10 protein-coding genes are annotated in these 11,840 nt (G+C 73.4%); 5 read left to right on the forward strand and 5 right to left on the reverse strand.

Features of this window, described 5'->3' with window-relative positions; genetic code table 11:
* Nucleotides 1–122: 122 nt before the first annotated feature.
* Complete coding sequence (locus ACIRBX_RS29190; RefSeq protein ID WP_402301198.1) at nt 123–1,403, forward strand: ABC transporter substrate-binding protein; 1,281 nt, start codon at nt 123–125, stop codon at nt 1,401–1,403.
* 150 nt (nt 1,404–1,553) lie between these two features.
* Here ACIRBX_RS29190 and ACIRBX_RS29195 read toward each other — a convergent pair whose 3' ends face one another.
* Together ACIRBX_RS29195 and ACIRBX_RS29200 are read right to left on the reverse strand one after the other, a co-directional pair.
* On the reverse strand, nt 1,554–2,675 hold the full coding sequence (locus tag ACIRBX_RS29195) for a hypothetical protein (protein WP_402301200.1): 1,122 nt from the start codon (nt 2,673–2,675) through the stop codon (nt 1,554–1,556).
* Nucleotides 2,676–2,828: 153 nt separating this feature from the next.
* Nucleotides 2,829–4,205 (reverse strand): transcriptional regulator, encoded by a 1,377-nt coding sequence (locus ACIRBX_RS29200; RefSeq protein ID WP_402301203.1) that lies wholly within the window; start codon nt 4,203–4,205, stop codon nt 2,829–2,831.
* Between the two features lie 375 nt (nt 4,206–4,580).
* Here ACIRBX_RS29200 and ACIRBX_RS29205 point away from each other — a divergent pair, with 375 nt between their 5' ends.
* Nucleotides 4,581–5,276: a bifunctional DNA primase/polymerase gene (locus ACIRBX_RS29205; RefSeq protein WP_402301206.1), complete on the forward strand. Its 696-nt coding sequence runs from the start codon at nt 4,581–4,583 to the stop codon at nt 5,274–5,276.
* A 568-nt stretch (nt 5,277–5,844) separates the two neighbouring features.
* Here ACIRBX_RS29205 and ACIRBX_RS29210 read toward each other — a convergent pair.
* Nucleotides 5,845–6,537 (reverse strand): metal-dependent transcriptional regulator, encoded by a 693-nt coding sequence (locus tag ACIRBX_RS29210; RefSeq protein WP_402301208.1) that lies wholly within the window; start codon nt 6,535–6,537, stop codon nt 5,845–5,847.
* Nucleotides 6,538–6,754: 217 nt separating this feature from the next.
* Here ACIRBX_RS29210 and ACIRBX_RS29215 point away from each other — a divergent pair, with 217 nt between their 5' ends.
* The 3 genes from ACIRBX_RS29215 to ACIRBX_RS29225 all read left to right on the forward strand — a co-directional run bounded on the left by ACIRBX_RS29215 (nt 6,755) and on the right by ACIRBX_RS29225 (nt 9,135).
* On the forward strand, nt 6,755–7,504 hold the full coding sequence (locus ACIRBX_RS29215) for a sugar isomerase domain-containing protein (RefSeq protein ID WP_402301211.1): 750 nt from the start codon (nt 6,755–6,757) through the stop codon (nt 7,502–7,504).
* A gap of 421 nt (nt 7,505–7,925) precedes the next feature.
* Nucleotides 7,926–8,204 (forward strand): hypothetical protein, encoded by a 279-nt coding sequence (locus ACIRBX_RS29220; protein ID WP_402301214.1) that lies wholly within the window; start codon nt 7,926–7,928, stop codon nt 8,202–8,204.
* Between the two features lie 61 nt (nt 8,205–8,265).
* Nucleotides 8,266–9,135 carry an alpha/beta fold hydrolase gene (locus ACIRBX_RS29225; RefSeq protein WP_402301217.1) on the forward strand — a complete coding sequence of 290 codons (870 nt, stop codon included), beginning with the start codon at nt 8,266–8,268 and terminating at the stop codon, nt 9,133–9,135.
* Nucleotides 9,136–9,183: 48 nt separating this feature from the next.
* On the opposite strand, the gene ACIRBX_RS29230 is transcribed toward ACIRBX_RS29225, so the two are convergent.
* Both ACIRBX_RS29230 and fxsT read right to left on the reverse strand, forming a co-directional pair.
* Nucleotides 9,184–10,134 carry a 2-hydroxyacid dehydrogenase gene (locus ACIRBX_RS29230; protein WP_402301220.1) on the reverse strand — a complete coding sequence of 317 codons (951 nt, stop codon included), beginning with the start codon at nt 10,132–10,134 and terminating at the stop codon, nt 9,184–9,186.
* 172 nt (nt 10,135–10,306) lie between these two features.
* Nucleotides 10,307–11,840, reverse strand: a 1,534-nt coding sequence (gene fxsT, locus ACIRBX_RS29235) for an FxSxx-COOH system tetratricopeptide repeat protein (RefSeq protein ID WP_402301223.1), incomplete at its 5' end; no start/stop codon positions are given.

Below are 11,840 nucleotides of genomic sequence, written 5' to 3' on the forward strand. Positions count from 1 at the left end.
CCCGCCCGGAGTTCCGCCTCCGTTTGCCGGTCGTTCTCTTTACATCCCCTCCGGCGCACCCTGCCGGGTCAAGGCTGAACCCGGGCCGACCAGGCCCGCAGTCCGAGGAGGGGCAGAGCATCATGAGGCGCAGCGGATCGCCCGAGCACGAACCGTCGTCCGGCCCGGCCGTCCTGACCGGCCGTCGGCGCCGGAGCGCCCTCGCGGTCACCGCCGCACTGCTGCTGCCCGCCCTGCTCTCCGCCTGCGGCGGCCCGGCCGACGCGGCCGGTGCCGAGGAGGTCACCGTGATGACCTGGGCCCCGTCCGGCACCGGCACCACCGACCGCCCGGGCATGACCGCGCTGGCCGAGGCGATCGGCCGCGACCTCAACTCCACCGGCGGCCTGTTCGGCCGCAAGGTCAAGGTGCTGACCTGCAACGAGCACAACTCCCCCGAGGGCGCGACGGCCTGCGCCGACCAGGCCGTCGCCGCCCGCGCGCTGGCCGTGGTCGGCTCCTACAGCCAGTACGGCGACAGCTTCGTCCCGGTGCTGGAGAAGGCCGGCATCCCGTACATCGGCGGGTACGGCCTCTCCAGCCCGGAGTTCAGCAGCCCGCTCTCCTACCCCGTCTCCGGCGGCACCCCCGCGCTGGTGGCCGGCAGCGGACGCCAGCTGACCGAGGCGGGCTGCAAGAGCGTCTCGCTGATCCGCCCGGACACCCGGGCCGGCGACACCCTGCTCGGCTACCTGGGCGCCGCGCTCAAGCCGGCCGGGGTCAAGCTGATCGACGTCAAGGCACCCGAGCGCTCCAACGACTACACCGCGATCGCCAAGAAGGCCATCGGCGACGACAAGGTCGGCAACTGCGTGGTCGCCGCGCTGGGCGCCGAGCCGACCGCCAACCTGCTCGACCCGTACCGCCGGCTGGAGCCCAAGCGGACCCAACTCGCCTCGGTGATCGGCAGCTTCCAGCAGTCGGTGGTGGACTCCACCGGCGGCGACGGCGGACCGCTCGGCGGGGCCTACGCGACCGGCTGGTACCCGCCGGAGTCCTCGCACGTCTGGAACCTGCTGCGGGAGACCGTGAAGAAGCAGGGCGGGGGCGCGGTCATCGACGTCTCGGACCCCGGCGTGCAGACCACCTGGGTCGCCTACGAGGTGCTCCGGGTCGCGGTCGAGCGGGCCGGCACCGAGAAGCAGCTCACCCCGAAGGGCCTGCGCAACGTGCTCGACAGCGGCGAGCCGATCGAGACCGGCGGGGCCACCCCGGCACTCAGCTGGGGCATGACCAACATGCTCCCGAGTGCCGACTCGCCCCGTCTGGTGAACACCTCGGTCACCTTCCAGCGCGTCCAGGGCGGGCGGCTGGCGCTCCAGCGCGAGGGCTTCGTGGACGTCCGCGGCACCCTCGCCGGCTAGCGGCGTCCGGGCGGCGGGCTCCGGGGACGGGCCGCCGCGCGCAGGAGGACGGCGGCACCCGCGACCGGCTGACGGAGCCTCGGTCGCGGGTGGACGGCTTTCCGGCCCGCCCGGTCGCCCCGGCCGGAGCCACCCGGGGCCGCCCGGCCGTCAGAGCTCGGTGGACCCCTTGGTCGGCAGGCCGGTCTGGCCGGCGATGGCGTTCCAGAGGGTGCTGGCCTGGTTCTTGGCGGTGGTGGCGGTGCCGCTGGCCGCGTCGCCGGCCTTGAGGTGCTGGTTGTCCTTCTTGTTCGGGTCGCAGGCCGCGATCGAGTCGGCCGCCCAGAGGGCGTACTCGCGGTCGGCGGTGGCCGAGGCCTCCCACGCCTTCTTCAGCTGCTCGGCGAGGGCCGCCCCGCTGGGCAGCTGGTCGATCTTGAGCCCGGCCAGCCCGCTCACCAGCTTGTCGCGCTGCTGGGCCGCCTGGTCGAGGGCGGCCTGGGACTCCGGCAGCTTCTCGCACTTGCGGACCGACCCGACGGCGTTGATGACCGCCTGCCGGCTGGCGTTGGCCTCGCCGAGCAGGCCGGAGAGCGCCTCGGCCTGGGCCTTCATCTCCGGGCTGACGGTCGTACCGGAGGCGGCCGGGGCGCCGTCGGTGGCCTTCGCGCTGGAGCTGGCCGCGGGCTTCTTGTCGGTGGTCGTGTCCTCGTCGCCGCCACCGCTGAGCACGATGGCGACCACCACGACCACCGCGACCAGACCGGCCGCCGCCGCGGCCATCATGACCTTCCGCTTGCCCGGGTCGCGGCGCCCGGGCTCCGGGAACTGCGGGTGCTGCTGGGTGACCGCCGCCGGGAAGCCCTGCTGACCGCCGAAGGTCTGGCCGCCGTAGGACGGCTGGGGCTCGCCGTACTGCTGCTGCGGGTCGCCGTACTGCTGCTGGGGAGCGCCGAAACCCTGTCCGCCGTAGGTCTGCTGACCACCCATCGGCTGGCCGGGCGCCGGCTGACCGGTCGGGTACGGCGGGAGGTACTGGGTGGCCTGCGCGGAGTCGACCGGGGCCGCCGGGGCCGCCGCCTGCGGCGGGACCCCGTGCGACGGCGTCGCGTACTCCGGACCGCCACCCTGGAACTGCCCGGTGGGGAAGCCTTGCTGGACCGGCGGTGCCGCCTGCTGCCCGGTCGGCTGCCCCGGCTGCTGGCCCGACTGCTGGGACGCGTCGGGCTCCGGACGGAACAGGTCGTCCAGGTTGAAGTCACCGGAACTGTTGTAGGAGCGGCGCTGGCTCAACGGGTTTCCTCACCTGTGCACGGCCTGCGTCCGCACCGCGGGCCTCTCTCGGTCTACCGCGCGCTCGCTGTGCCCCTGACCGCGCCGGAACGCCGACTATCGGCCCCAACCTACCCCGTACCCGTCAGCCCTGACTACGCACCCCGGCTGCTCTCACGCAGCCTCCACCTCGATCCGGGCCTGGAACTCCCGCACCGCACGGTGGCTGCGGTACGGCTCCAGCCGACGGCGGAACTCGTCCAGGTACTCCACGCCCCGGTTCGACCGCAGTCCACTGAGCAGCCGGACGGCCTGGGTGCCGGTCTCGCAGGCGCGCTCCACGTCGCGCTGCTGGAGCTGGGCGGTGGCCAGCAGCACCAGGTCGACCGCCCGGCGCCGGACCCGGGTGGGCGGGTGCAGCTCCAGGGCGGTGCGGGCGTACTTCTCGGCCTGCACGGCCTGCTCCAGGTCCCGGTGACAGTGCGCCAACTCGTCGGCCAGGTACGCCTCGTCGAAGTGCACGATCCAGTCCGGGTCGTCCTCCGGATTGCGCTGCTCCATCGCGGCCAGCGCCTTGGCCGCCACCGCCTCGCAGGACCGGACGTCGCCGAGCAGGGCGTGGCCCCGGGCCTCGGCGGCGTAGAACATCGCCATCGCGGTGGGGGTGGCCACCGAGCGGGCGCCCTCCTGGGCGGCGCGGGCGAGTTGGGCGATCTCGCGGGGATTGCCCAGGGCGGCGGCCAGGTGGCTCATCGAGGCGGCCAGCACGTAGCCGCCGTAGCCCCGGTCGTCGGCGGCCTGGGCCAGCCGGAGGGCCTGGATGTAGTAGCGCTGGGCCAGCCCCGGCTGGCCGGTGTCCACCGCCATGTAACCCGCGAGCTCGGTCAACCGGGCGACGGCCGCGAAGAGTTGACGGCCGGTCTGCTCCCGGTACGCCCCGCCGAGCAGGCCGGAGACCACGCTGTTCAGGTAGTGCACCACCACCGGGCGGACGTGGCCGCTGCCGAACCGGTGGTCGAGGTCGACCAGCATCTGGGTGGTGGCCCGGATCGCCGCCACGTCGGCCGGGCCGACCCGGGGACCGCCGGCCCGGGCCACCGAGGCGTCCGGCGGGGTGATCAGCCAGTCCCGGCTGGGCTCCACCAGCGCGGAGGCCGCCACCGTGGCGCCGGAGAGGAACTCCCGACGGCCGACGTCGCTGCGCCAGAGCTCGCAGACCTGGTCCAGTGCCCCGCTCAGGGTGGCGGCGAACTGCAGCCCGATCCCGGAGCTGAGGTTCTTGCCGTCCGCCATCCCGATCTCCTCGACCGTGACGCTCCGGCCGAGCTTGCGCCCGAGCGCCTCGGCGATCACCGCCGGGGCCTGGCCGCGCGGCTGCTGGCCGCGTAGCCAGCGGGCGACCGAGGTCTTGTCGTAGCGCAGGTCGAGCCCGTGCTCGGCGCCACAGAGGTTCACCCGGCGGGCGAGGCCCGCGTTCGAGCAGCTCGCCTCCTGGATCAGCTGCTGCAGACGCTCGTTGGGCTGCCGTGCGACGAGTGCTCTTGCGGCCATGGGCTTCGCCTCCCCACGCCCCCGGCCCTGACCGGCGGGCGACGATTATGCTGCTCGGTTGCCGACGTGCCGACCGGTTAAGGCTTCTGAGTGCAGGTTAGCGATCAGCAACGCCAGCGGGATACCCACGGTGACTGGCCCGACCCCCACGCGCCCTGCCAAATGCCCCTGTGCGCCCCCTGTTGCGCCGTCAGGAGCCTGTTCCACCTCTACCCCGCCCCGAACGCCCGGAACCCAAGCGGCAGTTGCCTTCGAGCCCCGGCGGCGCCCCGTCGGCCCTGCCCCCCGTCACCGCTTCGGGTGACATCGGGGCGGAACCGCAAGCGCGCCCCGCACTGCCCGTAACCCCACTCACGGACGGTAGTTGAGCAGCACGTGGAAGAGACCCCGGAAACGCCCAGGTCGGGCCTGCCCCCGCTGCTCATCGAGGCAGTCAGCTACGTCGAGGACCGGCACTGGGAGGTGGCGCAGGGCTGCCACCTGATCGACGGTGACGGCCCGGCCCGCTGCTCCTGCGGCGAGGACCGCTGCGAGGTGCCCGGGGCCCACCCGACCGGTCCGGAGTGGCGGCGCAAGGCCAGCGCGGGCCCGGGTGTCGTCCGCAAGTGGTGGACCGAGAACCCGGAGGGCTCGATCCTGCTGCCGACCGGCCGGTTCTTCGACGTGCTGGACGTGCCGGAGATGGCCGGCTGCCTGGCCCTGGCCCGGATGGAGCGGCTCAGCCTCCAGCTCGGCCCGGTGGTCTCCACCCCCGCCACCACCGGCACCACCGGACGGCGGCTGCTCTTCCTGGTGCTGCCCGGCGTGGTCGCCAAGCTGCCCGAGATGCTGCGCCGGCTCGGCTGGGGCCCCGGACGGCTGGACATGGTGGCGCGCGGCGAGGGCGACTGGATCGTCGGCCCGTCCTCCCGGGTCGGCCCCTACAGCTCCGCCCGCTGGGCCCGCCCGCCGTCCGAGCTGAACCGCTGGCTGCCGGACGCCCAGGACCTGATCAGCCCGCTCGCCTACGCCTGCGGACGGGAGGCGGCTCCGCTCCGCCCGCAGGGCGCTCCGGCGACGGCGGGCCGCTGACCGGCGGCCGACCGGTCGGCGACGGGCCGCAGCCGGCCCGCTGACGGGGCTCCGACGGACTGCTGACGGGTCGTCACCCCACGGACTGCCGCTCCCGTACCGAACGGGTGGGGGCGCGCACCGCGCGGCACTCCCGCGCACGGCTGACGGGCCCCGCTCCCCACCGGGAGCGGGGCCCGTCACGCGTCCACGGCGCCCCGACCGCTGCCGGCCTCCGCCGGCATTCGCCCTGATCAGACACGGATCTACCCGGTGATCAGCGGCGGAAGCCGCTCGTACGAGTGACAACGCTCAAGGATTGCCGAGATCTGCCGAGGGGAGGAACTCCTCCGAGAGGAACGCCGGAGGGGCGCTCGGACGGGGAAGCCGAGTGTGGCGGATCGGGGGGGCTCTCGGGGAGGAGCGGGGGACCGGAGGGGAAGCGGGGGGGACGGGCGGGGGGCAGAGGGCCCGGTGCGAAGGGGACGCACCGGGCTCACAAGCGTTCCGGGGCCGTCCGCAGTCCCGGGGCCGGGGCCGCAATCGAGCCCGCGATCGAGCCCGGGTCAGGTCCGGGCGACGACCCGGGTCAGGTCTGGGCGACGAAGAGGTGCGAGGCGATCTCCTTGGGGAGCTCGGCCGCGTTCTCCCCGGTGCCGACCAGCACGCCGCCGACCCCGTTGGTCACCCGGACCATGGTGCCCGGGCGGATGCCGGCCCGGCGCAGGGTGCGCATCAGGCCCTCGTCGGTCTGGATCGGCTCGCCGATCCGGCGGACCACCACGTCGACCCCGGCCTCGCCCGGTCGGATCGCGTCCAGCGGGACCAGGGAGGCGTCGTGCCCCTCGCCCTCGGCCCGGGTGTCACCGAGCTCGTCCAGACCGGGGATCGGGTTCCCGTACGGGGACTGGGTGGGGTGACCGAGCATGGCGAGCACCTTGCGCTCCACCGTCTCGCTCATCACGTGCTCCCAGCGACACGCCTCCTCGTGCACCTGCTCCCACTCCAGGCCGATCACGTCGACCAGCAGGCACTCGGCGATCCGGTGCTTGCGCATCACCCGGACCGCCAGCCGGCGACCCTCGTCGGTCAGCTCCAGGTGGCGGTCCCCGGCGACCTGGAGCAGGCCGTCCCGCTCCATCCGGCCGACGGTCTGACTGACCGTCGGACCGCTCTGCTCCAGCCGCTCCGCGATCCGGGCCCGCATCGGCACGATGCCCTCTTCCTCCAACTCCAGGATGGTGCGGAGGTACATCTCTGTGGTGTCGATCAGCCCAGACATCGCCGCTGGCTCCGTTCCTCGGTATCCTCACGCCAATTCTGTCCTACCCGCGTGACAACGACCGCCGCCGGAGCCCATGTTCCCCGGGCTTTCCGTAACACCGGCCGCTATTTCGTCACTGTTGACAGCAGCCGCCCCCAGGCCGCACCGTGCTCGCCGTAGCTTTCTCCCAAACTGCGGTCTGGACCACGGACCGCCCCCACGGTACGGAGATCTGATGAGCGACCTGGTCGGGCAGTACTTCGACGCGGCGGTGGAGCACCTGCACCGGATCCGGACCGAGGAGGCCGAGTCGATCGGCCGGGCCGCCGCGCTGCTCGCCGACGCCGTCGAGCACGGCCGCCGGATCTTCGCCTTCGGGGCCGGCCACTCCTCACTGGCCGCCCAGGACGTGGTCTACCGGGCCGGCGGCCTGGTGGTGGTCAACCTGCTCAACGTCCCCGGCATGACCGGGGTCAACGTGATGCCGGCCAACCTGGGCAGCGCCCTGGAGCGGGTCTCCGGCCTGGCCACCACCACCCTGGACCTCACCCCGGCCCGGGCCGGCGACCTCCTCTTCGTCATCTCGCTCTCCGGCCGCCAGGTGATGCCCGTCGAACTGGCCGAGCACGCCCGGGCCCGCGGCCTCTCGGTGATCGGCGTCACCTCCCTCGCGTATCCGGCCGAGGTCACCTCCAACCACCCCACCGGCACCTACCTCAAGGACCACTGCGACGTGGTCCTCGACAGCAAGATCGCGGTGGGCGACGGCGAACTCTCCCACCCCGGCGCCGGCACCACCTTCGGCTCGGTCTCCACCATCGTCACCAGCGCCCTGATGCAGGCCGTGGTCGCCTCCGCCGTCGGCCTGCTGGCCGACCGCGGCGTCACTCCCCCGCTCTTCCGCTCCGGGAACGTGGACGGCGGCACCGAGTGGAACGTCAAGGTGATGGCCGACAACGCGGAGCGCATCTACTACAGCTACTGACCCGATGGGCTCCGCCACCTCCCCTGTGGTCGTTGGCGGTTGGGACCTCCGAGGGGCGTGGCCGGGCTCCGCCCGGGGCAGTAGGTAGCTGGCGGAGCGGACGAGAGAGCGGCGGGGGGCCGGATGGCGATAGCCGGTGGCGGGCGGTCGATGGGTTGGATCCAGGAGGGCGGGCTGATGCCCGAGCTGCTCAGGGCGGCGGCCTCCTCCTCCCTCAGTGCGCAGCGGCGGGCCGTCTCGCTCTCCCGCTGGGGGCTGGTGGTGGCCGCCGTCTCCGGCAGCCGGCCTGCCTGGCTGGCTCGCTGCGGCCTACCTGTTCACGGTGGTGCTGGCCGCGGTCTCCGGGTGGCAGAACTCGCAGGGCGGTCCTGCACGAACGCCACCCGGTAGGCCGATCTGCTGGACGTGGTGCTGCCGTTGGGTGGGCTGGTGCCTGCGGTGCTGCGGGCGCTCGGCGGCGCCTTCGAGGGTGGCACGGGCGCAGCTGCGCCGGTACCGCCCGCAGGCCGCCGCCCACTCCATCGCCGCCTCCGAACTCGCATTGATCGAAGCCAAGTTGAGCCAGCTCTCAAGGGACTCCGCAGACACCGACGAGATCTTGGCCCGGCTGGACCGGGACGCTGAGGACGCGATCTCGCGGGAGCACACCATCTGGCAGGCCCGTCGTGAGGTGCACACCACCGACCTGTTGGGAATGTGACACCGGCGGGCGCCCCCGACCGGACGCCCGACGGAGTCACCGACCCCGAGGAGAGCATCGGATGGCGTCGTCACGGCTGGTGCAGGCGGGCGCGGGCCGCACGCTGGCGGTCGAGACCTGGGGGGACCCGGCCGGCAGACCGGTCTTCCTGCTGCACGGCACCCCCGGCAGCCGGGTCGGCCCCAGTCCGCGCAGTTCAGTGATCTACCGGCTCGGGGTGCACCTGATCGCTTTCGACCGGCCCGGCTACGGCGAATCCACCCGGTTCCCCGGCCGCCGGGTCGCCTCGGCGGCGGCCGACGTGGAAACCATCGCCGACGCACTCGGTCTCGAGGACTTCGCGGTGCTCGGCCGCTCCGGCGGCGGGCCGCACGCGCTGGCCTGCGCGGCGCTGCTGGCCGGCCGGGTGCGGCGGGCGGCGGTCTTGGTCAGCCTGGCCCCCCGGAACGTTGAGGGCCTGGACTGGTACGCCGGGATGACCGCCTCCAACGAGCGGGCCTACCACGAGGCAGAGCTAGGCCCGCACCGGTTCGCCGCCGCCTTCCAGGCCAAGTCCCGCCGGATGAAGGCCGACCCTGCCAGCGTGATCGACGGCCTGATCTCCGAACTCTCGCCCACCGACCGGATGGTGCTGGCCGATTCGGGAATCCGACGACGGCTGCTCTCCACCTACGCGGCCGCCTTCCGCTACAGCGCGGACGGCTGGATCGACGACGTGCTGGCGTTCACCACCGACTGGGGCTTCGAGGTGAAGGACATCGCCGTGCCGGTCCGGCTCTGGCACGGCGCCGACGACCAGCTCTCCCCGGTGGAGCACTCCCGCTGGCTGGCCGAGCGCATCCCCGGCGCCGAGCTCTACCTGGAGCCCGGCGCCGCCCACTTCGGCGCCTTCGCAGTGCTCACCGAGGCACTACGCTGGGCCGCCGGCTGACCGGCCGGGAGACGGGCAGGGCCCGCCGACCGGGCAGCAGACGGGCCGTCAGACCACGGGGGTGAGCGCATCCCGGCCGGCCAGCACGGCGAGCACGTTGTCGACGGCCAGGTCGCCCATCGCGCGCCGGGTGCGGACGGTGGCGCTGCCGAGGTGCGGGGCGAGCACGGCGGTCGGCTGCGCGAGCAACTCGGCCGGGACGGCCGGCTCCCGCTCGAAGTTGTCCACGGCGGCGGCGGAGAGATGGCCGGAGGCCAGTGCGGCGGCGAGGGCGCGCTCGTCGACCACGCCGGCCACCACGCTCACCAGCACGGCGCCGCGCGGGAGTCGGGCCAGGGTGGTGGCGTCGAGCAGGTGACGGGTGGCGTCGCTCAGCGGGCAGGTGACCACCAGCACGTCGGATCCGGCGAGCAGCCCGGGGAGGTCAAGGTAGCGGGCGCCGTGCTCGTGCTCGGGCGGCAGCGGGGACCTGTTGTGGTAGGCCAGCTCCATACCGAAGCCGACGGCACGGCGGGCTACCGCCCGGCCGATCCGGCCCATGCCGAGGATGCCCAGCCGGGCGCCGGTCAGCTCGGTGCCGAGCATGAAGGTGGGCGCCCAGGCCCAGGGCTCGCCGGAGCGGATCAGCCGCTCGCCCTCGGCGAGGCGGCGGGTGGCCGCGAGCAGCAACGCCCAGGTGAAGTCGGCGGTGGCCTCGGTGAGCACGCCGGGGGTGTTGGTGACGGTCACCCCGCGCGCGGCGCAGGCGGCCCGGTCGACGTTGTGGAACCCGACGGCGTGGTTGGCCACCACCCTGAGGCCGGGCCCGGCCGCGTCCAGGAACTCCCCGTCCACCACGTCGTCCAGCGTGGTGACCACCGCCGCCTTGCCGGCCACGGCCGCTAGCAGCTCGACCCGGTCCATCGGGAGCTCGCTGTCGTGCAGCGTCACCCGGCAGTGCGGGGCCAGCCGCTCCACCACACCGTCGACGAGCCGCCTGGTCACCAGTACCTGATCCATGCGGCGACCCTACCGGGACTGGGCGGCCCAGGACCGGCCGTACCGGGCCCGCCCGGGTGCGGACGCCGCACACCGCGCGACGCCCGCACCCGACCGTCACCACCTACCGGAGTGCCGCGGCTGACCTGCCGTCAGCGGGCTTCGGAGGCTGCCGGCCGGGTAGGACCCGGCGTCACACCGGCTCGGGTTCGAGGTCGCGGTCGATCCGCTTCCAGTCCCGGCAGGCGACGGTGCTGGGGTGCTCCTCGCCGAAGATCCGGAGCAGCTCGGCAAGGGCGCGCTCACGGAGCTCCACCGCCTTCGCCGGGCTGCTCTTGCGGAGGGTGACGGCGAGGTTGGACTCGCAGGCGACGGCGTCGGGATGGCCGGGGCCGTACCGGCTCACAAGGCCGGTGTAGGCGGCCTGTTCGAGCTCCTCGGCCTTCGCCGCGTGGCCGACGTCGCCGAAGGCGTTGGCCAGGTTGATCATCGCGTTCAGGGTGTAGTGGTGGTCGGGGCCGAGCCCCGACTGCAGTGCGTCGACGGTGTGGCTGCCCCGGCGGATCGCGGCCTCCACGTCGCCGCTGCCCCGCAGGTAGATGCCGAGGTTGTTCTCGCAGGCCAGGGTGAACGGGTGCTCGTCGCCGAACAGCCGCTGGTGCCCCTCGTAGACCGTGGTAGCCAGGTCCCGGGCGGCCTCCCCGTCGCCGGAGGCGCTCTGGTCGGCGGCCAGGTTGAGTGCGCAGGCCAGCGTGTCGGCGGCATCGGAGCCGTAGCGGTCGAGGTAGCGCTCGTAGGTCTGCATGGTGAGCTGCAGAGCCTCCCGCAGGTGGCCCTTCCTGCGCAGCGAGACCGCGAGCGACTTGGCGTTGCGCAGGTTCTCCGGCAGGTCGGACTGGAGCACACCGGCGAGTTCCTCGTTGACCTCGCGGAGCAGCTCGATGGAGCCCTGGTAGTCGCCGAGTTCGCGTAGGTCGCGGGCCAGGTTGGACTTGCTGGAGAGGGTGTAGGGGTGGCGCGGGCCGAGCACCGCCCGTCGTCGGTCGTAGGTGTCCTGGTCGAGGTCGCGAGCGGCCATCGAGTCACCGACCAGGCGGTAGTCAATGGCGAGGTTGTTGGCGGCCGAGAGGGTGCGGGCGTTCTCCTCGCCCAACAGCTCGCGGAACTGACCGTAGGTCTCCAGGTCGAGGTCGAGTGCCTCCTGGAAGCGGCCGAGCGCGCGCAGGTCGGCGCCGAGCGAGCCGGCCGTCATCAGGGTGTACGGGTTGTGCTCGCCGAGCAGCTCCTTCTGGCCCTTCAGGGTGCGCTCGTCAAGCGCCCGGGCCTCGGTGAAGTTTCCCTGCGAGCGGACCACGTTGGCGAGTTGAAAGTTCAGGCTGAGCACCTGGCGGCGCAGGTGCCGGGCCTCCAGCTCGTTGGCCTCGCCAGCCAGTCGGACGGTCCAGGTGGTGTCCAGCTGCTCGGCCAGCGCCCGGGCCCGGTCCAGGTCGCTGCGCTTCCAGAGGTAGCGGACCCGGTCGATCAACAGCTCGCGGGTCTCCCGCTCGTCGCAGTCCTGGGCCCGGGAAGGTGTCAGGTGGGGCCAGATCTTCTCGAACCTCGGCCAGTTGGCCGGGTTGTCGGTGTCGCCGAGCACCGGTCGGGCGCCGACCAGGATGCGGTGCACCTCGTGCATCGCGGTCTCCCGGGCCGAGCCGTCCATCTCGGAGCGGACCACCGCCTGGACC

Origin of the sequence: Kitasatospora sp. NPDC096147, from assembly GCF_044763225.1 — a bacterium.
Lineage (GTDB): Bacteria > Actinomycetota > Actinomycetes > Streptomycetales > Streptomycetaceae > Kitasatospora.

What these genes read in the sequence shown, in the direction of transcription:
- ACIRBX_RS29230 (WP_402301220.1), bottom strand. Translation starts at nt 10,134, where the DNA reads ATGGATCAGGTACTGGTGACCAGGCGGCTCGTCGACGGTGTGGTGGAG.
- ACIRBX_RS29215 (WP_402301211.1), top strand. Translation starts at nt 6,755, where the DNA reads ATGAGCGACCTGGTCGGGCAGTACTTCGACGCGGCGGTGGAGCACCTG.
- ACIRBX_RS29190 (WP_402301198.1), top strand. Translation starts at nt 123, where the DNA reads ATGAGGCGCAGCGGATCGCCCGAGCACGAACCGTCGTCCGGCCCGGCC.
- ACIRBX_RS29200 (WP_402301203.1), bottom strand. Translation starts at nt 4,205, where the DNA reads ATGGCCGCAAGAGCACTCGTCGCACGGCAGCCCAACGAGCGTCTGCAG.
- ACIRBX_RS29210 (WP_402301208.1), bottom strand. Translation starts at nt 6,537, where the DNA reads ATGTCTGGGCTGATCGACACCACAGAGATGTACCTCCGCACCATCCTG.
- ACIRBX_RS29225 (WP_402301217.1), top strand. Translation starts at nt 8,266, where the DNA reads ATGGCGTCGTCACGGCTGGTGCAGGCGGGCGCGGGCCGCACGCTGGCG.